Genomic DNA, 21,687 nt, shown 5'->3' with positions numbered 1-21,687 from the left:
AGCTCTGAAATGGTGGTTCTTACTTTCCATTTTAACCTACGATGTGCAGCAATATGGAGGGCTATTTTTGCGGTTACGTTCATCATAGCTAGAATGAAGTAAAGCAGTGGAGGCTCTCTTTCAGTACGTCGAAATGTCGAAATCCAGTGAAGCTATAATGAGTTCCAGATATGCTATAGCTTTGAACATTAGAGTGACGAAGAATGTGTGGGCGGTGTGAATATACATAGGTAGCAGGGTTGGATGCCCTATTTTGTATGGCCTGAGCGGAGGATGGATTCTGCCAGCCGATCGGCTGCATCGGCTGTGGAGATCGCAGATTGCGTAGCCTCTGCGTATACCTTGCTCAGCGTGCCTGCAATCCCCGCCACTTTTTGGCGGATTAGGTCAGGCCCGGCGCCTTCCAGCTCGTAGGCGGTGGAGATGATTCCGCCTGCGTTGAGCACATAATCAGGCGCGTACAGGATGCCGCGCTCCTGCATGCGGCCTGCAACCAGCTGTCGTTCACTCAGCTGGTTGTTGGCCGCCCCGGCAACGATGGAGCAGCGCAGCTCCTCCACCGTTGCCGGGGTCAGTACGCCCCCTAGGGCACAGGGGGCGAAGACCTTGCAGTCAGCGGCGTGGATATGGGCCGGATCGGCCGAGATGGTGCCGCTGAACTGCACAAGGGCACGTTGTACACGCTCCGGTACAACGTCTGCCACAATGAGCCGTGCCCCGGCTGCATGCAGGTAACGGCACAGGGCATGCCCGACCTTGCCCAGTCCCTGGACGGCAACGGGAATGCCCTGCAAAGATGCAATGCCTTGCTGGCGCAGCGAGGTCACAATGCCGATGTGTACGCCGTAGGCGGTCATCTCGGCAGTGAAATCATCCTGCGCCCCAAGCGAACCCGTGGTGTCCGTCACGTGTGCGGTCTCCAATCGGATCTGGTCCATGTCTGTCGCCGTGGTACCCAGATCAAGACCGGTCACGTACCGTCCGTTCAGCCGCTCCAGACAACGACCCAGTGCGCGAAAGCTCTGCGCCCGCTTGGATACGTCTGTATCCAGACTTTTATCTTGTGGATGTGTCATCTCATCAGCGGCGACTTTCTGTTCAGCGGCAGCGCCTTTTTGCTGATCTACCCCTAGATCTCCAGCGACCTGCTCACCACTATGAGATCCGCAACCATCCTCATCCGGTTTTGTATTCTTCACAAAAGGCACATTCCATATGACCACTTTCCCGCCACCATACGGCAGTCCGGAGATTGCATTTTTGTACGTCATGCCTTTGGCAAGCTTTACAGCATCCCGAACAGCTTCTTCCTCGGACGCATACGTCCAGTAGCGGCATCCGCCGAGCGCAGGTCCAAGGACCGTGTTATGAATGGCAATGACCGCCCTCAATCCACTATCTGCATCATGGCAAAAAATGAGTTCCTCCATGCCTTCCCGCTCCATCTCCTGCCATAGTTGCATGACGGCACCCCCTTTTTGTTTTGACCCATCCATCCTGGTTTTGACCTGATATCCTGTGCCAGCGTGCTTGGCTTTATGATGATACAGCATATTCAAAGACCACCGTTTTCGACCCTGGGACCTCTGCCGGGTTGATAATCGTTACAAACGGTTCTATAATTGCAGTTCCGGCATGCCAGAGAGCAGAAAATGCCTACGGATTTACATTCAACCGTTTAGAATGAGGGCATAACGTCCAATGATGGAGATAGAGCGAACATACAGGAAGCATAGATGAAACGAAATCGTCGAGTATATGCAGCAAAGGGCCAATTCCGTTGTGAGGGCCAGGAAAGAGGGATTGTGATTGTTTAAAATATTGGTATTTATCTTTTTGATCCAGATTGTGTACGTATCCGCTTATACACTCCGGATGATTCTGACACTCAAAGGCCAGAAATACATCGCCGCACTGATTAGCATGGGTGAGATTGTGATCTATGTGCTCGGTCTGAATCTGGTACTCAAGTATCTGACCCAGCCTTCTGCTTTAATCGTCTACGCGGTGGGTTACGGACTCGGTGTGTTGCTCGGAGCCTGGATTGAAGAAAAGATTGCACTCGGTTACGTTACCGTTAAAGTCATCTGTAACCAGATGGGTAGCAATGTCGCGAATGCCCTCCGCGATAAAGGGTTCGGTGTTACTGCATGGGTGGGTAGTGGACGTGACGGGGATCGGCTTGTGATGGAGATTCTGGCAAAACGTAAAAACCAGAAATTGCTCTACCAGACGATTCTCGATCTGGACCCCAAAGCATTTGTCATTACCGTGGAACCCAAACAGTTCCATGGCGGCTTCTGGACACGTTCCATTAAAAAGTAGAATTGAGCAGGTCTGCAGCAGATGCAGTCCTGCTTTTTTGGTTTCATTTTATCCGACGCCTTCATGTTGCCACGATATATCCCTGAAACCTTACTCCCCAAGTTAACTCTGTACGATTCAAGGTTGCTTACAGTACAATTCCTTGCTGTACCAGCCATTCCCGTCTACATGTGAGATAGGGATTATTGTTGTAATCGCTTTCAACATTTACATTGATAACATGTCCTTCGTAACACGGCATGGCAGCGATGGACGAATGTCATCATCATATATTGGGAGGAATGGAATCGATGAAATCTAAATTACGAAGCTTATGCAGCACAGCCTTGGCTCTAACGTTGGGGTTAACTTTATTGTCCGGCCCGGCAAGTGTGCAGGCAGCGGGTAACGCAGACTACAATCTTACAGGCTTCTCCCAAGGGAACGCGGGCGGCGGCATCATTAGCGAATCAAACACAGCCACGTATAAGAAAGTGTATAATGCCACCGATCTGGCACTGGCTCTGAAAAAGAACTCCGGCGTCAAAGTCGTTGAGATCATGAACGATCTGAATCTGGGATGGAATGAAATTCCGAGTACAGCGCAGACTTCTCCTTTTGCCAAGCATAATGATGCGTTGACGCATCCCGTATTAAAACAGACCGGTGTCAGCAAGCTCACGATTGACGGTTTCAATGGACTCACGATTTTCTCCGCCAATGGCTCCAAAATCAAACACGCTGCGATCAGCGTGAAACGAAGCTCAAATGTCATCATCCGCAACCTGGAATTTGATGAGTTATGGGAATGGGATGAATCCACCAAAGGTGATTACGACAAGAACGATTGGGATTACATCACCCTGGAGGAGAACAGCAACGTATGGATTGATCACTGCACATTTAATAAAGCCTATGACGGACTTGTCGATTCGAAAAAAGGAACCAGCGGCGTGACCATCTCCTGGTCCCTCTTCAAAGGGGATGACGGCAGCTCGAACAGCTGGGTTACCCAGCAGATTAACGAATTGGAAGCAAATAAGGCTTCCTATCCCATATACAACTACCTTCGCAGCAGTGCTGTAGGTCTCAGCAAAGCCGATATTATCGCCATCTCAGGACCCCAAAAGAAAGGACATCTGGTCGGTTCGACCAGCCTGGAATCAGCTAACGCCAACCTGTCCATGACGCTGCACCATAATCTCTACAAAGATATTCAGGATCGGATGCCACGCCTGCGTGGCGGCAACGCACATGCATACAACATCGTGATGGATTCGACAGGGGCACGTGCCTCTAAAGCCAAAATTACAACGGCGATGGCAACAGCGATTGCGTCCAAAGGTTATAAGTTCGATATCATTGGCAATGGGGCAATCTCCACAGAGAGCGGAGCCGTATTGGTCGAGAAATCAGTTATCAAGGACGTTCTGTATCCTGTTCGCAACAATCAGACCGATCCGGCAGACCCAACCTATACCGGCAAAATCAGAGTGACCGATACTATGTATTCTTTGGATGGAAGCTCATTCCGTGGCAGCAGTGATACGTCTGGCAGCCCGTTGGCGCCAATCCCGGCCGTGGTGAAATCGTTCTCCTGGAACGGTTTCTCGACCCTTCCTTACAGCTATACAACGGATGATCCATCCACGTTGAATGCACGACTCACGGCTTCCAATGGCGCGGGTTCCGGTAAATTGACCTGGTCCAAGGACAATTGGTTGAAGACAAGTTATTGATATCAGAGTAACCGGTTGCTTTTCATTCTTCAAACAAGGAAAAGAGTGCTCCTGCAGCTTCGATAGCCGGGAGTGCTCTTTTTATATAATTTAGCTCTATAGACAGCCATTAATACAAATTCACCTTGTAATTTTACTTACCGGTAAATATAATTACTAGAATTGACCAATAAGGATGGTGAAGCAGCTTGGATGTATGGATATATTCTGCACTTACTCTTGTTTATTTGATACTTGTTGTTTGGATGGCCATCGATTTAACCCAGAGGAAGCAATGGCTCGCGTATTCCAGTTTTCAGCTATTCGTAGCGTTCAGCTTGGCATATGACAATGGAATTATTGCTGTAGGTAATTTGATAGGGGATGGGGAAGTGTTAATGGTCCTCAGTAGCCTTCGATTTTGGCTACATGCCTTTGCTACCCCTACCCTTATTCTTGTTGGCTACCATATCTTGCGCAGCTCAGGTGCCAAGTTTGCCAATAGAAGTATAACGAGTGTGGTAGCATGGCTGATAAATTTAGGTTTGGTTATCTACCAGATTGTAGGTTTTACTTTGTCCGAGGTTAAAAATCTCAAAGTTATAGAAGAGTATGGAGTACTGAGATATATGGCAGAAGGTCATGGAGGTCCGCCGATGATGGTGATCATCGTGGGGATTGTTCTGTTATTTGTTAGCCTGGTCGTTCTTTTCAAACATAAATGGGTTTGGCTGTTTGTTGGAACTGCCTTGTTGTTTGTAGGGCAGTTAATCTCCCTGCCAGTGGAAACCGGTACTTTAACCAATGTGTATGAGCTGATCCTCATCCTCTCGATTTGGAGAACGACTACATTTTTGATGGATTCAACAGATCATCGCCGTCGTTAAGCTCTAATGCATCAGAAAAGACTGGCCAGTAAGATAAAGGCCAGTCATCTGTGTTCGTTTATTTCATTTTTTTATTCAAATATCCATAGTATCTGATGAGGCAGACACAGTACTCACCGAGTCACGATAGATGATGTTGCCTTTCACATGTACACGGCCGAAACTGCGGTTTGGGTTGTCGACCTTTTTGAGCATGGACTGAACTGCCGTGCGTGCCATCTGTTCCACATCTACTTCAACAGTTGTCAGCTTGGGATCGGATAGCATCGCATAGATATCATTATCAAAACCAACAACAGAGCATTGGCCAGGCACCTGAATATCCATTGAAGTCAGTTTCTGAACGAGCAGATGAGCGACCTGATCACAGTTGCATACAAAGGCGGTTGGCAGCTGTTCCGGCAGATCAATCTCAATAAACGTACCCCGTTCATCCCGATCATTCAGAACCAGATCCGGATTCATCGGCAAGCGATGTTCCAGCAAGGATTTGTAGTACCCGAGGAATCGGTCCTGGATGCTGCTCGTGGAATACAAGTTCCCTACATAAGCAATGTTACGGTGGCCCTGCTGAACCAGATAGTTCGTCAGCTCATAGGCAGCGTAGAAGTTATCGGTAACAACGGAATCGATGTCCGAATGTTCATCGTAGAAGTCGAGAAACATTTTGGGAACTTCCATCGATCGCACCAGTTCAATATACTCTTTGCTGATCTGTCCGAGCACGATGAAACCATCGACCTTGTTGTCACTGTACAGCTTGGGCAACGTTAATTCTTCCTCATCCTCCACATTCAGAATGTGCAGAATGCCGTAGTAGCCCTGTTCCTCCAGATGTTTGGTGATGCGCTGGAACACGCGTACATAGAACGACTGCGTAGGTCCGGTAAAACGCTCCGGGATAATTACGCCAATATTATGGGTTAAGCCTTCCTTCATCGAACGGGCAGCAGCATTATACCGATAGCCCATTTCAACAGCAAGCACTTTAATTTTTTCCTTTAATTCGCCACTCACGCCATCTTTATCATTCAATGCTTTCGAGACGGTCACACTGCTGACCCCGAGCCTGTCGGCGATATCCCGCATGGTGATATTGTTCTTCAGTATGGTCGCCTCCTTCAAGCCGGTATAGGCACAATGTGCTGTCATTATGATGAACACTTTCTTCCAACATAATAACAATCCATATCAGTATACATCGTTACCCACTTGGAATAAAGCAAATCCGGCTGTTGTTTCGCTAATTTTCAGCACATTGCAGGTTTCCCTGAGAGGACGCTCTACCGATGTTACGTTAATTGTTTCTGTAAAAGCTTCTCATTCTGTTCAATCAGCTGACCCCGCTGGCTGGCACAGTCCAAGGAACGATATGGATCAGCCGGTGTATTGAACGTATAATCGACCAGTTTCTCGAGAGTCGTTGTTGCCACATGACAGCGGGTATCGCTGGAAGCGTAATAGATAAAGACTTCTTCCTTCTCATTGACCACAGCACCGTTGCAGAAAATAACATTGGATACATCGCCTACACGCTCGTCGTCATAAGGGGCAATGAAGTGGCCGCCCGGCTTGGCGATAATACGCGCCGGATCGTTCAGATCCGTAGCAAAGGTGTATAACACATAACGCAGGCCTGCCGCGGTGTTCCGAACTCCGTGAGCAATGTGAATCCAGCCATGATCCGTCTTGAGCGGAGCAGGGCCTTGACCGTTTTTGACCTCATAGACCGTATGATATTGCCGTTCGTCGATAATGGTCTCTTCATGAATGACAGGGTTCAAGATATCCTCACACAGACCAAAGGCGATTCCGCCGCCACTGCCTGTGGAGATGAATCCATCCTGTGGACGGGTGTAGAAGGCATATTTTCCATCCACGAATTCCGGGTGCAATACGACATTACGCTGTTGAGGGGAATTGGTGGTGATGTTGGGCAACCGTTCCCAGCTTGTAAGATCCCGTGTACGGACCAGTCCTGCCTGTGCAACTGCGCTGGATGTATCAAATGCAGGAGCCTCTGGGTCTTTGCGTTCCGAGCAATAGATGCCATAGATCCAGCCATCTTCATGTTGAACAAGGCGCATATCATACTGATTGGTTTCATCCGCATCAATATCTTCCCAGACCAATGGTTTACCCGTGAAACGGAATCCGTCAATTCCATTGTCACTCTCGGCGAGCGCAAAGATTGATTTACGATCCAATCCTTCCGTTCGGATGACCATGATGTATTTGCCATTGAAATAGATGGCTCCCGGATTCAGTGTTGCGTTAATGCCCAGGCGTTCCATGAAATGCGGGTTTGTCGTCTCATTCAGATCGAATCTCCAATGCAGTGGTACGTGATGGCGAGTGATAACCGGATATTGGTACCGATCATATATGCCGTTGTAGAAGGAAGAATTGATATCATTAGGGCGAGTAAGCAGCTGTTCCTGTTTCTCCAATAACTCCTTGTATTTGGGGTGTATCATTCTGATCCCATCCTCTCAATTAGTTCAATACAGAATCTGCTATTGTGATACGGGCATTTCCACGGTCCGGCAATTTCGCTCTGATCCGGTATACCGTTTCCGTCAACCGACCAGTACCATTCCCCACCAGCGCGCTGATCAATGATGTTTTCTTTTGTATAGGTCCACAAGCGTTCCACTCTCTCCAGAAACAATGGATCACCTGTACGCTGATACGCGTTATAGAAACCGACCATCGCCTCGGCCTGAACCCACCAAATTCGCTTCTCATCGATATGATCACCTTCTTGTTCATTTAACAGGGAACCATCCGCATTCACGGCCACATTGGAGATGTTATAGGCGATATCCGTTACCATCGCAGCATACTCCAGATGTTGTTCCATCCCCAGAACTTTCAGTGCTTCGTCAATCAGCCAGCTGGCTTCAATGTCATGTCCGAACGAGCGCAGGTCAATGATGGATTCCCACTGTTTGTTGAAAAATACCCCGAGAAACTTGGTGTCTTGGTCATACACACGTTCATATAGAATCCCGAGCAGGCGTTCCAGCGCCGCCTTCACTTGTTGATCCGGCCACACGCGATAGAGCGTGGTGTAGGCCTCTAATACATGGATATGCGTATTCATTGTGTAATCCGCAATCACCCCGTTTTCGCTCAGCATTTCATTGGGCTGTTCCTTCCATGTGCGATCAAATTGTTCCTTGTACGCAGGTAGTTCGGCATCCAGACCTTTGTCCTCGATTAGAGCAAAAAGCGTTTTCGCAAGTTCCAATGCAGAAGCATCCTCGGTTGCACGATAGTACTCACTGAGTGAATACACGCCGAATGATTGCGTATACACATGTTTGCTCGTATCCAGTGCTTCCCCTGTGTAATCTACCATCCAGTACATGCCGCCATAATCAGTATCCATCACATGGTCAGCGAGAAAACGATAGGCGTGCTCCGCGTGATCCCGCCATCTTTCGTTTCCGGTTACCCGATAGGCTGCTGCAAAAGTCCAAAGTTGCCGTGCCGTGGCGATCCCGCCTTTGGGCGCCTGTTGATTCACTTGAAGATCATTGCCAACCCAGCCGTAGAATCCACCGTCGGTTGTATCTTTTAGGTTGGACCAGAAGGGTAAAATCTGCTTCTCCCAATGCGCCTTAATCTCAGATTGAAGTTCGGTTGTTTTTGTATTCATAAGTGAGCGCTCCTTCAAAATAGTGCATCAATCTAATTAAATTAAGTTAACGGTAACTTTATTAAACAATATTAGTGCCCTGAAAAACAGATGTCAACGAAATGCATCGCAATTTTTCTTGTTAAGTTATGAATAAATGAATTGACAGGTAAGCGTTACCATAATAGAATTCATCTTGTAACCTTAACGATAACTTAATTAACTTAAGAGAGGGGTCGAAACAATTGAGAAAAAACAAAGGTTGGATGATGTTGCTGACGATGCTGCTCATCACTTCACTACTTGCTGCATGTTCATCCGGAGGTGGATCTTCGCAGGCAGGGGAGGAGATCAGCACAGATCCGGCAGATATCAAAGGTGAAATAACCTTTCTGACGCAACGGACAGATATTGTGGATACCGTGTTCAAAGGCTACGCAGCAGAGTTCAACAAGGAATATCCTGATGTCAAAGTTAACTTTCAGGCACTAGCTGACTACGAAGGACAAGTGAAGATCCGTATGAGCACCAAGGATTATGGTGACGTACTGATGATCCCGACCAGTGTTCCGATCGCGGATATCCCGGACTTTTTCGAGCCGCTCGGCACGTATGATGAATTGAAAGACAAGTACACCGCCATTGAAGAACGCATGGTGGATGGTCAGGTATACGGTATCCCTACCGTGATCACGTTCTCCGGAATTATTTATAACAAACAGGTCTTCAAAGACGCAGGCGTTACCGAATTGCCAAAAACACCGGAGCAATTCCAGGCTGCGCTTCAATTGGTCAAAGACAATACAGATGCGGTTCCGCTCTACACCAACTATGCATCCGGCTGGGCTCTCACCCAATGGGAATCGGATCTGCCAACCGTTGCAGGCAGTGTGGATTACGTTAACGTGGACCAACCGAACACAGATGAGAACTTTGTGCCTGGTCAGCCGCACTATGAACTGTACAAAGTCCTCTATGATGCTGCCAAGAACGGTCTAATCGAGAAAGATCCAACAACAACCGACTGGGAAAGCTCCAAAGCGGATCTCGCCAAAGGCAAAATTGCCACGATGGCACTTGGCTCTTGGGCCATCACGCAGATCCAAGGCATGACGGATACCCCGGACGATATCGGATTCTTACCTTTCCCAACCAATGCGAGTGAGGTTGTGGTTCCGCTCTCCGCCGACTATAACATCGGCATGAACGTGAACAGTGAGAACAAACCTGCTGCCAAAGCTTGGATTGACTGGTTCCTGGCGAAATCGAATTACGCAGTTGAACAGGGTGGTGGTATGGATGCAGACAAGAATGCTGAATTGCCACCGATTTTGGATCAATATAAAGATGTGAAATTCTCCACGCTTACACCTGCCAAAGAAGGTCAGGAAGGTCTGGTCGACAAGATTGATAACGAAGGCGAAATCGGTCTCTGGCAGCCTGACTTCAAGAAACGCATTATCGAAGCAGGTATTGGGAACCGCAAGGAATCGTATGACGACATCATGAAAGATCTGAACGACAAGTGGGTCAAAGCAAGAGCAGAACTCACGAAATAATTGGATTAACGTAAGTGGATCAGGTGATGAATGGACTGCGGGGATATAGGAATCCATATATGAATGGAGCATGGAATATGTGGTATTTGAAAGCATGGTACCCATGCTCTTCCCCGGCAGTTATTCCGCAGGAATTCCATTGGACGGGAGTCTTTCGATATATAGGCGGGAAAACCGCTTGGAGGTGTGGAGAGCATGAAGTACTTAAAGGTTTCGAATTGGGGCTACTCAGCGCAACGCATATTTATCATCTGTGCCTTCTCAATTATTCCGCTGGCGTTGCTGTTCACGTTTGCATACTTACCTGTCATCAACATGTTCAAATACAGTTTCACCGATTGGAACGGATACAGTAAAAGGTTTGATTATGTTGGCTTTGAGAACTACACACGCATATTCAGTGATCCCGAATACTTCAAAGTATTTATTGTCAGCTTGTACTACTTCGTGGCTACGTTCTTACAGATGGGCTTGGCGCTTTACTTTGCCACGATTCTGAGTTTCAAAGTTCGAGGCAAAAACTTTTTCAAAGGCATACTGTTTTTCCCTTATTTGCTGAATGGGGTAGCCATCGGTTTTATCTTCCTCTTTTTCTTCAAACCGGACGGTACACTCGATATGCTCATGCATGCAGTAGGGCTGGGACAATACACGCAGCTCTGGCTTGGTAATCCGAATATTATCAACGTGTCACTCGCAGGTGCATCGGTATGGAGATACATGGGCTTCAACTTTATCATTTTCCTGGGTGCAATCTCCTCCATTCCGAAGGATGTGTATGAAGCATCCGATATTGATGGTGCCAATCGCTGGCAGCAATTCCGCCACATCATCCTGCCAAGCATTACACGCATCCTGCAGCTCAACCTGATCTTGGCGATTAGCGGCGCAATTAGTGCGTTCGATATTCCATATATCATGACTGATGGTTCCAACGGCAGTATGACATTTGTAATCCAGACGGTTCATTTGGCGTTTAAATATGGCAAGCTGGGACTGGCATCCGCCATGGCTGTGGTACTGCTCTTGATCGTTATTCTCGTTACGCTTGTGCAGCGCGTCACCATGAAAGGGGAGGAATAAACGTGACACAACTCAAATACACCCTTGCGAGCGTGGTTAAATATGCTTCCCTGGTTATTGCGGCGTTTATCGCGCTGTTACCCATCGTGGTCATCCTGTTTGCATCTCTCAAAACGAATGCGGAATACGCTACCAGTAGCCCGCTTGCTCCACCAGCCAACTGGCTGAATTTTGCGAACTATACGAAGGCCTTTGTGGATGGCAACATGCTGGTTGGTTTTAAAAATACAATTATTATCCTGGTCATCTCTATTATCGGTGCAACCTTAACGGGTTCCATGATCGCGTATGTGCTGGATCGGTTCAAATTCAAAGGCAAGAAAATCATGGTCGCGGCATTTCTGCTCGCTACCCTAATTCCTAGTGTTACGACGCAGGTCGCCACATTCCAGATCATCAACGCGCTCGACCTGTTTAACACACGCTGGGCGGCCATCGTGATGTACCTGGGTACAGATATCATCGCGGTTTATATCTTCCTACAGTTCCTGGGCTCCATCTCAAGTGCACTGGATGAATCCGCCATGCTGGACGGCGCGTCGTACTTCACGATCTACTGGAAAATCATTCTGCCACTGCTGAAACCGGCCATTGTAACGGTCATTATCGTGAAGGGTGTGAACATCTATAACGACTTCTACACACCGTTCCTGTACATGCCAAAGACCGATCTGCAGGTCATATCCACCGCCTTGTTCAAATTCAAGGGACCGTTTGGATCGCAGTGGGAGGTCATCAGCGCCGGCATCATGATCGCCATTATTCCAACGATGATCATCTTCCTTTTGTTACAGAAGTACATCTACAATGGCTTCGCGCAAGGCTCAGTTAAATAAAAAAACGAAAGGCTATATGAAATGCATATGAGAATGCACAGGAACGAAGAGGACAGAAAAAAGCTGGAGAAACGGAGGGGGCGCTAAAAGCTTTCTGAAAGAAAGCTCGCTCCGTAAGCATACGCTATAACCGGATTTTCCCCTTTCATAAGGGATCAAAAAAAATCTGGGGATAACGGCGATCGGAAGGTTGTTCTGTCATCAAAGTGGTCTAGTGCAATTTTAAGTATTCATTTCATAAAGCCTAACCGAAGGGAGAAATGAAAAATGTCAGTTGCTGAAACGAAAAACGTACACATTGTTGGGGACGCTTTGCCGAATATGCCTTGGGAGAACAAACCGGAGGGAACGGAAGGCCCGGTATGGAGACATTCGGCGAACCCGGTGGTTCCGCGTAACCCGGTCAAAGGCGTTGCCCGCATTTTCAACAGTGCGGTTGTACCGTATGAAGGAAAATTCATTGGTGTATTCCGCGCCGAAACCGTTAATGGCCGTCCACACCTTCACATGGGCGCAAGCGAAGATGGTCTGGAGTGGACAATTGAAGAAGAGCGCATTGCATTTGTAGATGAAAATGGCGATCCGTTTATGCCGAACTATGCGTACGATCCACGTTTGGTCAAAGTCGAAGACACGTATTACATCATCTGGTGTACAGACTTCTACGGCGCAGCACTGGGTCTGGCCAAAACAGAAGACTTCAAAACATTTGTTCGCCTCGAAAATCCAATGCTGCCGTTCAACCGTAATGGCGTATTGTTCCCGCGTAAAATCAACGATAACTATGTGATGTTGTCCAGACCGAGCGACAGTGGACATACCCCATTCGGAGACATTTTCCTGAGTGAAAGCACGGATCTCGTGTATTGGGGCAAGCACCGTCATGTAATGAGCAAAGGAGGTCAGGGCTGGTGGCAATCGGTCAAAATTGGCGGCGGGCCCGCCCCGATCGAAACGTCTGAAGGCTGGCTGATGTTCTACCACGGCGTCACGGGAACCTGTAACGGTTTTGTCTATAGCATGGGTGCGGTCATTCTGGATCTGGATGAACCGTCCAAAGTGAAATATCGTTCCTCCAACTTTGTGCTGACACCGGAAAAATGGTATGAAGAACAAGGATTCGTTGATAACGTGATCTTCCCATGCGCAACACTGCATGATGCCGAAACTGGACGTATCGCTATCTATTACGGTGCTGCCGACACGTATGTGGGCGTGGCGTACACGACCATCGAAGAGATCGTGAACTATGTGATCGAGACGGATGAAGTTATCGCCGGAGATCATGAAGAGGGCAAGCTGTAATGTATATGGATTATATTAAGGGATTTACATTTGGCTGGATGAATGGCAAGGGTGACTTCCGCAAGCCGGAAGCAAAGGAATCCTTGCGCCTGATGGCAGAACGTACAGGCAGTTCTCATGTTATTTTTGCACTGGCGACACATCAGGATCATCCGCAGGCGGTAGAGGTCAAGTATCGGGGCACACATCTGGTGGAGGATGATGAACTGGTGGACATGATTCGTTATGCCCGTACACTCGGGCTGCGTGTCATTCTGAAGCCCACCGTCAACTGCACCGATGGCACATGGCGTGCACATATTAACTTTTTTGATATCGATGTGCCGTGTGAGCCGAAGTGGAAGGATTGGTTCCGCAGCTACACGGCATTTCAGAAGCATTATGCAGTGATTGCAGAGCAGGAAAAGTGTGAGATGTTCATTGTAGGCTGTGAGATGGTGCAATCTGAGCGTCGGGATCAAGAGTGGCGCGAGGTGATCGTCGGTGTGCGTGAAGTGTACACTGGACTGGTGTCATACAACACGGACAAATATCAGGAAGGTCATGTGAAGTGGTGGGATGCTGTGGACGTGATTTCTTCCAGTGGTTATTATCCCATCGGAGATTGGGAGGCACAGCTGGATCGTATTGAACAGGCGATTGCTCCCTATGGTAAACCCTTTTTCTTCGCGGAAGCAGGCTGTCCCAGCCGTAGCGGATCTGCCCAGGTACCAAACGATTGGGGACTGGAAGGCGAAGTGAGTGCTGAGGAACAGGAGCGTTTCTATGAGGCCATGTTCCGGCATGTCAGTCAGCGTGACTGGGTACGCGGATTTGGTCTGTGGGACTGGAGTGCACATTTACATGACGAGAAGGATGCACTGACCGATGACGGATACGGGGTGTATGGTAAGCCAGCGGAGAAGGTGATTCGTCGGTTCTATGAGAGCATCGCTGTAGAAGTTTAAACGAGAAACAAGAAGGCGTATGTGATGATGAATCTCAGTGATATATCTGCATATGTACTTTCGTGATCTCCATGTTGTGAGCAAGGAATAGCAGATTATAGTTGAGCTTATTTTTTGCAGCTGTGATTCATATTCAGGTCGAGAGGCTCTTCCTCCTATAGGAAGGGCTTTTTTGGCTATTTTAATAACAACACATACAATGTCGAATTATATTGACAAAAGGAGGGCTCCTGCCTATTCTTAATGGATGAATATGATAATCATTATCATAAAATAGAGAAAAGGGGTTCAACATCCATGTCTGTACAACATCGCAAATCTTCGGCCCTCACGCTGGCAACTATGCTCTTGTTGTTATTCGTTATTGTGGGTTGCAGCAATACAGGAAGTGGAGATGAATCCTCATCTGCTGCTTCGGATCAAACGTCTACGAAGTCGATTACGATGTCATGGCCACGTGATATCGGTACAATGAATCCGCATACGTACAATCCTTCGCAATTATTTGCCCAATCCATGCTCTATGAGCCGCTGATCAGTTATCAGAAGGACGGAAAACTGGAACCTGCTCTGGCAGAATCATGGACCATCTCCGATGACGGCAAAGTATATACATTCAAGCTTCGCCAAGGTGTGAAATTCTCAGATGGTACGCCATTTAATGCTGAGATTGTGAAAAAGAATTTTGACGCTGTGATGAAAAATAAAGCTACACATAGCTGGCTGGGCATTGTAGGTGTGCTCGACAAGACGGAGGTTGTGGACGACCATACGTTCCGTATGACACTCACAGAGCCGTACTATCCTGTTCTTCAGGATTTGTCTGTGGTTCGTCCTTTCCGCTTCCTGGGTGAAGCCGGATTCCCGGATGACGGAGATACATCCCAAGGCATCAAAGAGCCAGTTGGAACGGGCCCGTGGATGCTGGCTGATTACAAGCAGGACGAATATGCTGTTTTCAAACGCAACCCGAATTATTGGGGAACCGCACCGAAGGTGGATCAGATTACGGTTAAGATCATCCCTGATGCAGAAACCCGCGTGCTTGCTTTTGAAAAAGGTGATCTCGACCTGATCTATGGTGAAGGTATGATCAGTCTGGATGCGTTCCAACAGCTTCGTGACAACGATAAATATGTGAGTCAACTGTCTGATCCGGTAGGTACGCGAGATCTGCTGCTGAATTCCTCCAATCCGAAGCTGTCTGATCTCAGAGTACGGATGGCGCTCCAGCAAGGGTTTAACAAAAAAGCGATGGTGGAAGGCATCACTCTGGGTCTGGAAGAACCGGCAGATACGGCACTATCCAAAAACTACCCATACACCAATGTTGACCTGAAACCGATCGAATATAACGTGGAACAATCCAAAGCTTTATTGGATGAAGCGGGTTGGAAGATGACTGCGAATGGTAGCGTTCGTGAGAAAGACGGCCAACAGCTTGAATTCGAAATGATTTTTGACAAGACGGACCCGATTCAGAAAGCGATGGCTGAGACCATTCAGGCGGAATGGAGCGAGCTTGGGGTTAAGGTAAACCTCACTGGGCTGGAACTGACGGTACAGATCAAACGTTTGAAAGCTAATGATTTCGACCTGTATTTCTGGTACAACTATGGTGCTCCGTATGATCCACATTCCTTCATTAACGTTGTAGCGAGCCCTGGATTTGGTATCTCTGAGACGCTCAGTGCCTTGCCGATGAAAAAGGAACTGGACGAGCAGGTACATGCCGCACTATCATCAACAGATGAGACGAAACGTCAGGAGCTGTATGGCTCTATCCTGACAACACTTCAGGAACAATCGGCGATTGTACCCATCTCGTATGTTAAGAAAACGGCGGTATATCAGAAGAAAATTTCCAACTTTATTTTCCCGGCAAACCGTGATGAAAATCCGTTCGTAGGCATTGAGTTGGGCAATCAATAATGATCCATGTAGCTTGATAAAAGGGAGGAAGTTTGTTGATCAGTTATATCGGGAAACGAATGATCGCGATCATTCCTATCGTTTTTATCGCTACACTCGTTACCTTTGCGCTTATTCATATTTCACCAGTTGATCCGGCCGAGGCTTATCTGACAGCCGCTCATATCTATCCCACACCGGAACTGCTTGCGCAAAAACGGCATGAATTCGGTCTGGATCAGCCCTTGTTAACCCAATATGCGCATACGATTCAGAAAATTGCCAAGCTCGACTTCGGTACTTCGTATCTCACCAACAAACCCGTATGGGATGAAGTGAAACTAAGGATTCCCGCTACGGCTGAACTAGCCTTCTGGAGTATGCTGTTATCCGCTTTGGTGAGTATTCCATTGGGAATACTGGCGGCGGTGTACAAGAATAGCTGGATTGACATGGTCAGTCGTGCGATTTCCTATTTTGGAGCATCTATTCCGCAATTCTGGCTCGGTTACCTGCTGATCTTCTTTTTCTCAGTGAAATTGGACTGGCTGCCTGTGGAGGGGCGTGGATCGTGGGAGAATCTGGTTCTGCCTACGATTACTCTCTCCTTGATTCTTATTGCGGTCTACACCCGATTGTTGCGTTCCAGTGTACTGGAGCAATTGCAGGAGACATATGTACAGTACGCGAGAACACGCGGGATTCGCGAACGAGTCATTATGCTCAAGCATGTCCTGAAAATCGCCATATCGCCCCTCATTACGGGGATGGGGATGAGTATGGGCAAGCTGCTCACAGGCACCATTATTGTAGAGCAGGTGTTTTCCTGGCCTGGGTTCGGGCGTTATTTTGTCGATGCGATATTTAACCGGGATATTCCCGTTATTCAATGTTATGTCTTCTTGGCGGCATGCCTGTTCATCGTATGCAATCTGCTCGTTGATCTGGTGCAGCTTGTTATGGACCCACGGATTTCAGCGAAAGGACGGGCAGAACATTGATAAACAAATGGCGTGCGGTATTTAAAGGACAGAGAGCCATCCAGATCTGCTCGGTGATCATATTGCTTTTCTTCGTGATCGCGTTATTAGCCCCATGGATTGCTCCTCATGACCCGGTGAAGGTGAATTTGTTACAGAAGTTGGCGAGTCCATCGTTTGAGCATTGGCTGGGAACGGATCATCTTGGACGGGACAATCTCACCAGACTGATGTATGGAGCGCGGGTGTCGCTTGGATTTGCTACCCTGATCTTTCTATCTTCTTTGCTCATAGGTGTCATTGTAGGTTCAATCTCCGGTTACCTTGGTGGCTGGGTGGACAGTCTGTTGATGCGCTTGTGTGAAGGCATTATGGCGTTTCCGAATCTGGTGCTGGTGCTCGGTATTGTAGGGATCTTTGGTCCAGGTTTGATGCAGGTGCTTCTAGCACTCATGATGGTACAGTGGGTGTATTATGCACGTATCTGCCGGAACATGGTCGTTAGTCTGAAAGAACGGAACTTCATCGCAGCGGCGCGGATTAGCGGCTCCTCTTCGTGGACGATTATTCGGAAACATATCATCCCCAACGTGCAGCGTCCGATCGTTGTGATGGGTACTCTGGAGATGGGGTGGGCGATTATGGATATATCTGCTCTGTCTTTCCTGGGACTCGGTATTCAACCACCGAATGCAGAATGGGGCGCTATGATACATGAGGGGACAGGTTATATTCGCAGTCATCCGGAGTTGATGATCTACCCGGGGGCATTGATTCTGCTCGTAGTCATTACGTTCAACATTTTGGGTGAAGCGTTATCCGAGCGTTACGGCATTGCAAAAAGGTAGTGGTTCGGAACCGAAGGCATATGAGGGGTGAACGTAACGATGGATGATGCAGCGAAGGTGCTCGAAGTTCGTGGTCTGCAAGTGAATCTTAGAACAGCGGAGGGTTCAGTCCCGTTACTGGAGCCCATTGATTTTGAATTAAAAAAAGGTCGTGTCTTCGGTCTGGTCGGCGAGAGTGGCAGTGGTAAGACCGTTACGTGTAACGCCTTGCTCAATCTGCTTGATCCGCGCAGGATGGAAGTGTCGGGCAGCATCCGCCTGAATGGACGGGAGCTTGGCTCGTTGTCAGGCGAGGAGATGCGGCGCATCCGCGGCAAGGAAATCGGATTTATTATGCAGAATCCGATGAATGCTTTTACACCCGTATATACGATTGGATCTCAGTTCATTGAAACTTTGCGTACGCATTCGGGAATGTCCAAATCGGCGGCCCGAGAGCGGGCGATTGCAGCCTTGGCAGACATGAATTTGCCCGAACCAGCTAAACTGATGAAGCGATATCCCTTCCAACTGAGTGGAGGTATGTTGCAGCGTGTGATGATCGCCATATCGATGTGCCTGCGACCGGCTTTGGTTATTGCGGATGAACCAACGACGGCACTGGATGTCGTGAATCAGTTCAAGGTACTTCAGGAATTGGATCGTTTACGTACGGAATACGGCACATCCATCTTACTCATCTCTCACGATCTGGGCGTGATCTCGCAAATGGCGGATGAAGTCGCGGTCATGCAGAAGGGGCGAATTGTGGAGCAGGCGGATGTGTACCAACTGTTCGATCACCCACAGCATGAGTATACCCGGATGTTGTTAAATGCCAGACCCAGTATGTATTTAGGACGATAGCGAATGACATGTGGGATGAATGGTTCAGTGAATGTATGTGTAGAGCGGGGATAAACTGTATTTTGAGTGGGTAGTCGTAGAGGTGGAATGGGCATGGTGATGTGTAGTTTCAGCTTCTTCGGAGATTGCTTCTGCCAAGTAGAAGAGAGGAGGATGACCTGATGCTTCAGGTACGTGAAGTAAGCCATAGCTATGGCAGACGTAATTGGCTGGATCGTTCGGGAGCGCGTCCTCCTGTGCTGGCAGATATCTCACTTACGATCGAGAAGGGTGTTTGTCTGGGACTGCTGGGTACGAGTGGGGCAGGTAAAAGTACCTTGGGCAAAATCATACTTGGTCTGGAGAAGCCCAGCCAGGGTCAGGTTTTATTTCAAGGTCAGGATATCTACCGATCTAGCAAACCCGTACTTAAGGGATTACGGCGTGATCTGCAGGTCGTGTTCCAGGACTGTTATTCGGCTGTGAATCCGCTTATGACTGCCGCGCAGATCATTGGGGAGCCGCTGGATAATTACGAGCGTTTATCGGCCAAAGAACAACTTCGTGTGGTTGGGCAACTGCTTGAGCAGGTTGGACTTACACCTGAGGATGGGAGCAAGCTTCCGCACCAGTTCAGCGGTGGCCAATTACAGAGGGTCAACATCGCACGAGCTATCGCGCTCAAACCGAAGTTAATCGTGCTGGACGAATCGATTAGCAGCCTGGATATGGTGCACCAGACGCAAATCTTATCCTTATTGGCGGAGCTCAGAGCATCGTATGGGTTGTCGTACCTCTTTATCACACATGATATTCGGGCTGCCATGACGATCTGTGACCGCATTGCGGTAATGGATCAGGGAAAGCTGGTTTATAGCGGTGATGCCGGGGATTCGGTGATGCAGTCGGATCATCCAGCTGTGCAGCAGTTGGTATCGTCCATTTTACCTGAGCATCCCTCGGGTCGTATTTCGTTTAAATGAAATTTATAGTGAAGGAGGCTTCTTACCATTTGGATGGTAAGGAGCCTCCTTTTTCACATCTTATTCATCAGTTGAACGTTATCTAATTTCCCCGATCTGCACGCTCCATACGATATGTATACTTCACAAGCTCAATCTGTTGCTGCTTGAAATCTGCAATCCATTCTCCTAAAATGTTCTGGAAACGATCCATCTTTCTTCGTAATTCTTCCGCAGATTTACCTTTCCAATCTCCAATACTCTCATCAATGGATCTTACATGACGTTTGTTAGCTTCAAGCATATCCATTAAATCATTGATTTCCTTCTCGGCATTCATCAAATCCACTAATTCTACAACAATGCTCCGTGACATATGTTTCGTCGCTCCTTTTTAACCCTCGTCGGCTTGTCTGAAATCTTCCGCTTTTTTATTAATATACTCTGCAATGATATGTGCTTCTTCTTCATACCAGCGGCTAAATTTGCGCAAATCACTTGTTAACCGATCCACAATAGGTTCAAGAGAGCGGCTATCACTGGACTCAATAAGTCTGAGAATGGCATTGGTTGCTGTGGGGAGGCTAGATTGAAATTCATTTACATGCTGCTGCATTTTTTGTCCGGCTCTTTGAAGATTCTCTAGTGAGAGTTGGATGGTAACCCCAGCACCGGCAGCGGCCATTTGTCCAAGAGGTCCTAGGTTGGCACCATACTTTTCAATTAATTTATTTACGGTATCCTTCATTTTTTCATTGGCAAGCAGGGTATTTATGTATTCCGTGTACCTTGGATTTCCACCAATCACTTCACCATCTCGTGTATAAAGTGTATTTGTAATAAAGCCATTCTTGTCAAACTCGAAGTTCTCCAGACCGTGGGCCTTTTCCCCACCGAAAGAATTGAAAAGTTTGACTCCCATGTTTTGCGTACCAGATGGAAGCGTAGTTGAAACGAAAGTTAGATTCTTCCAGAATGGTGTAGAGAAACCGGAAGAGGTATCGGTTGATTTGGTTATTAAAGGTATAACGATTTTGGGTCTATTCGCTTCCTCGTACGTCTTATTAATCATGATTGTATTGGCTGCATGCCGCGTCGATGTATTGGAAAAACCTGCTCCAACACCATCTCCTGGGTTGACATAAGCGGTGTTTTTCTTATCATATTCTCCGGCATCTATTTTCTTTAGGATATCATCGGATACAACTGCTCGAATGCTGGCTGGGTTGTATGTAGTAGATGACAGGTTGTTATGTATAGCTGTATATTGCGCAAGTGCTCCACCCAATGAGTGACCGGTTGTAGAAATTTCCGCAGTAGGATAAGCCTCTTTCACTTCACGATATAGCTTCTCAGCTTGATAGAACTGATTGTTCTCATAATTGCTTTTTGTTGCATGATATTTTGGTGATGATTCTGACAGAATGTCAGGGTTGTTTTCGACAGTCTTTCTAAGGGTTTTGTACCGTCCCCCGACAACATCAATGCCATCAGTTGCAATGTCTGGGACTTTACCCCATGATAGATCAGGTTCAGTTCCACGGTAAGCTATAACGACTTGATTATCTTTATCGTTGCGAAACACTACCGCATCAAATCCTGATTTGTTCGTATCGTTGAGAGTTGAATTAGGCAGATTGGTTCGTATCCAATCCTCGCGAAATTTTGTATCTTTTGTACTGAATTCTCTATCATATGATTCTTCCGACATGGCGTGTAAAAGCTCATCATTTAAGAAACTCACTGTATTTACCTTCCTATCTAGGTTATTATTGAAATAATACATATTATTCCTGATAGAATCAAGGGGTGACTCTCATTAAAATCAAGTCTAAAGTCCTACTGGTTTTTTTATCTATAGTAGTTTTGTTTATTTGTT

At 47.5% G+C, this 21,687-nt stretch carries 19 protein-coding genes; 13 read left to right on the top strand and 6 right to left on the bottom strand.

Features of this window, described 5'->3' with window-relative positions; translation table 11 throughout:
* Window positions 1-248: 248 nt before the first annotated feature.
* Window positions 249-1,463, bottom strand: coding sequence for a Leu/Phe/Val dehydrogenase (locus J2Z28_RS31570; RefSeq protein ID WP_211084700.1), 1,215 nt, complete (start codon window positions 1,461-1,463; stop codon window positions 249-251).
* 346 nt (window positions 1,464-1,809) lie between these two features.
* On the opposite strand from J2Z28_RS31570, the gene J2Z28_RS24955 reads away from it, so the two are divergent.
* The 3 genes from J2Z28_RS24955 (at window position 1,810) to J2Z28_RS24945 (ending at window position 4,909) form a co-directional block, all read left to right on the top strand.
* Complete coding sequence (locus J2Z28_RS24955; RefSeq protein ID WP_017691670.1) at window positions 1,810-2,325, top strand: DUF2179 domain-containing protein; 516 nt, start codon at window positions 1,810-1,812, stop codon at window positions 2,323-2,325.
* Window positions 2,326-2,615: 290 nt separating this feature from the next.
* Window positions 2,616-4,043 carry a pectate lyase family protein gene (locus J2Z28_RS24950; protein ID WP_211084699.1) on the top strand — a complete coding sequence of 476 codons (1,428 nt, stop codon included), beginning with the start codon at window positions 2,616-2,618 and terminating at the stop codon, window positions 4,041-4,043.
* A gap of 188 nt (window positions 4,044-4,231) precedes the next feature.
* Complete coding sequence (locus J2Z28_RS24945) at window positions 4,232-4,909, top strand: hypothetical protein (RefSeq protein WP_211084698.1); 678 nt, start codon at window positions 4,232-4,234, stop codon at window positions 4,907-4,909.
* Between the two features lie 75 nt (window positions 4,910-4,984).
* Here the strand turns inward: J2Z28_RS24945 and J2Z28_RS24940 are convergent, their stop codons facing one another.
* The 3 genes from J2Z28_RS24940 to J2Z28_RS24930 form a co-directional block, all read right to left on the bottom strand.
* Complete coding sequence (locus J2Z28_RS24940; RefSeq protein ID WP_076320107.1) at window positions 4,985-6,061, bottom strand: substrate-binding domain-containing protein; 1,077 nt, start codon at window positions 6,059-6,061, stop codon at window positions 4,985-4,987.
* Between the two features lie 140 nt (window positions 6,062-6,201).
* Window positions 6,202-7,386: a glycoside hydrolase family 130 protein gene (locus J2Z28_RS24935; protein ID WP_211084697.1), complete on the bottom strand. Its 1,185-nt coding sequence runs from the start codon at window positions 7,384-7,386 to the stop codon at window positions 6,202-6,204.
* Window positions 7,383-8,573: an AGE family epimerase/isomerase gene (locus tag J2Z28_RS24930; protein ID WP_211084696.1), complete on the bottom strand. Its 1,191-nt coding sequence runs from the start codon at window positions 8,571-8,573 to the stop codon at window positions 7,383-7,385. The genes J2Z28_RS24935 and J2Z28_RS24930 overlap by 4 nt, the downstream gene beginning before the upstream one ends.
* Window positions 8,574-8,797: 224 nt before the next feature.
* Here J2Z28_RS24930 and J2Z28_RS24925 point away from each other — a divergent pair, with 224 nt between their 5' ends.
* The 10 genes from J2Z28_RS24925 (at window position 8,798) to nikE (ending at window position 19,829) form a co-directional block, all read left to right on the top strand.
* Window positions 8,798-10,111 carry an ABC transporter substrate-binding protein gene (locus J2Z28_RS24925; protein WP_211084695.1) on the top strand — a complete coding sequence of 438 codons (1,314 nt, stop codon included), beginning with the start codon at window positions 8,798-8,800 and terminating at the stop codon, window positions 10,109-10,111.
* Window positions 10,112-10,306: 195 nt separating this feature from the next.
* Window positions 10,307-11,194 carry a carbohydrate ABC transporter permease gene (locus J2Z28_RS24920; RefSeq protein ID WP_074092704.1) on the top strand — a complete coding sequence of 296 codons (888 nt, stop codon included), beginning with the start codon at window positions 10,307-10,309 and terminating at the stop codon, window positions 11,192-11,194.
* Window positions 11,195-11,196: 2 nt separating this feature from the next.
* Complete coding sequence (locus tag J2Z28_RS24915; RefSeq protein WP_211084694.1) at window positions 11,197-12,030, top strand: carbohydrate ABC transporter permease; 834 nt, start codon at window positions 11,197-11,199, stop codon at window positions 12,028-12,030.
* A 267-nt stretch (window positions 12,031-12,297) separates the two neighbouring features.
* A complete protein-coding gene (locus tag J2Z28_RS24910) occupies window positions 12,298-13,335 on the top strand; it encodes a glycoside hydrolase family 130 protein (RefSeq protein ID WP_211084693.1) in 1,038 nt (345 codons plus the stop codon).
* Between the two features lie 5 nt (window positions 13,336-13,340).
* Complete coding sequence (locus J2Z28_RS24905; RefSeq protein ID WP_211084714.1) at window positions 13,341-14,282, top strand: glycoside hydrolase family 113; 942 nt, start codon at window positions 13,341-13,343, stop codon at window positions 14,280-14,282.
* 297 nt (window positions 14,283-14,579) lie between these two features.
* The gene (gene nikA / locus J2Z28_RS24900; RefSeq protein WP_211084692.1) at window positions 14,580-16,214 is read left to right on the top strand and encodes a nickel ABC transporter substrate-binding protein; all 1,635 of its coding nucleotides are present in this window, start codon (window positions 14,580-14,582) and stop codon (window positions 16,212-16,214) included.
* A 35-nt stretch (window positions 16,215-16,249) separates the two neighbouring features.
* The gene (gene nikB, locus J2Z28_RS24895; RefSeq protein WP_211084691.1) at window positions 16,250-17,194 is read left to right on the top strand and encodes a nickel ABC transporter permease subunit NikB; all 945 of its coding nucleotides are present in this window, start codon (window positions 16,250-16,252) and stop codon (window positions 17,192-17,194) included.
* Entirely contained in the window at window positions 17,191-18,021 is an 831-nt protein-coding gene (nikC, locus tag J2Z28_RS24890) for a nickel ABC transporter permease subunit NikC (RefSeq protein ID WP_211084690.1), read from the top strand. The genes nikB and nikC overlap by 4 nt, the downstream gene beginning before the upstream one ends.
* A 39-nt stretch (window positions 18,022-18,060) precedes the next feature.
* Window positions 18,061-18,867 carry a nickel import ATP-binding protein NikD gene (gene nikD, locus J2Z28_RS24885; RefSeq protein WP_211084689.1) on the top strand — a complete coding sequence of 269 codons (807 nt, stop codon included), beginning with the start codon at window positions 18,061-18,063 and terminating at the stop codon, window positions 18,865-18,867.
* A 161-nt stretch (window positions 18,868-19,028) separates the two neighbouring features.
* Window positions 19,029-19,829, top strand: a complete 801-nt coding sequence (nikE, locus tag J2Z28_RS24880) for a nickel import ATP-binding protein NikE (protein WP_211084688.1) — start codon at window positions 19,029-19,031, stop codon at window positions 19,827-19,829.
* A gap of 82 nt (window positions 19,830-19,911) precedes the next feature.
* Here the strand turns inward: nikE and J2Z28_RS24875 are convergent, their stop codons facing one another.
* Both J2Z28_RS24875 and J2Z28_RS24870 read right to left on the bottom strand, forming a co-directional pair.
* Window positions 19,912-20,184, bottom strand: a complete 273-nt coding sequence (locus J2Z28_RS24875; protein ID WP_076212169.1) for a hypothetical protein — start codon at window positions 20,182-20,184, stop codon at window positions 19,912-19,914.
* 18 nt (window positions 20,185-20,202) lie between these two features.
* Window positions 20,203-21,552, bottom strand: a complete 1,350-nt coding sequence (locus J2Z28_RS24870) for a Tle-like phospholipase domain-containing protein (protein WP_211084687.1) — start codon at window positions 21,550-21,552, stop codon at window positions 20,203-20,205.
* Window positions 21,553-21,687: the final 135 nt, after the last annotated feature.

The sequence above is a fragment of the Paenibacillus xylanexedens genome (genome assembly GCF_017874615.1).
Lineage (GTDB): Bacteria > Bacillota > Bacilli > Paenibacillales > Paenibacillaceae > Paenibacillus > Paenibacillus xylanexedens.
Note: the sequence above shows the minus strand (reverse complement) of the source record. Positions and strands in the feature narration are given on the sequence as shown.

What these genes read in the sequence shown, in the direction of transcription:
- J2Z28_RS31570 (WP_211084700.1), bottom strand. Translation starts at nt 1,463, where the DNA reads ATGCAACTATGGCAGGAGATGGAGCGGGAAGGCATGGAGGAACTCATT.
- J2Z28_RS24950 (WP_211084699.1), top strand. Translation starts at nt 2,616, where the DNA reads ATGAAATCTAAATTACGAAGCTTATGCAGCACAGCCTTGGCTCTAACG.
- J2Z28_RS24940 (WP_076320107.1), bottom strand. Translation starts at nt 6,061, where the DNA reads ATGACAGCACATTGTGCCTATACCGGCTTGAAGGAGGCGACCATACTG.
- J2Z28_RS24935 (WP_211084697.1), bottom strand. Translation starts at nt 7,386, where the DNA reads ATGATACACCCCAAATACAAGGAGTTATTGGAGAAACAGGAACAGCTG.
- J2Z28_RS24930 (WP_211084696.1), bottom strand. Translation starts at nt 8,573, where the DNA reads ATGAATACAAAAACAACCGAACTTCAATCTGAGATTAAGGCGCATTGG.
- J2Z28_RS24920 (WP_074092704.1), top strand. Translation starts at nt 10,307, where the DNA reads ATGAAGTACTTAAAGGTTTCGAATTGGGGCTACTCAGCGCAACGCATA.
- J2Z28_RS24910 (WP_211084693.1), top strand. Translation starts at nt 12,298, where the DNA reads ATGTCAGTTGCTGAAACGAAAAACGTACACATTGTTGGGGACGCTTTG.
- J2Z28_RS24905 (WP_211084714.1), top strand. Translation starts at nt 13,341, where the DNA reads ATGGATTATATTAAGGGATTTACATTTGGCTGGATGAATGGCAAGGGT.
- nikA (WP_211084692.1), top strand. Translation starts at nt 14,580, where the DNA reads ATGTCTGTACAACATCGCAAATCTTCGGCCCTCACGCTGGCAACTATG.
- nikD (WP_211084689.1), top strand. Translation starts at nt 18,061, where the DNA reads ATGGATGATGCAGCGAAGGTGCTCGAAGTTCGTGGTCTGCAAGTGAAT.
- nikE (WP_211084688.1), top strand. Translation starts at nt 19,029, where the DNA reads ATGCTTCAGGTACGTGAAGTAAGCCATAGCTATGGCAGACGTAATTGG.
- J2Z28_RS24875 (WP_076212169.1), bottom strand. Translation starts at nt 20,184, where the DNA reads ATGTCACGGAGCATTGTTGTAGAATTAGTGGATTTGATGAATGCCGAG.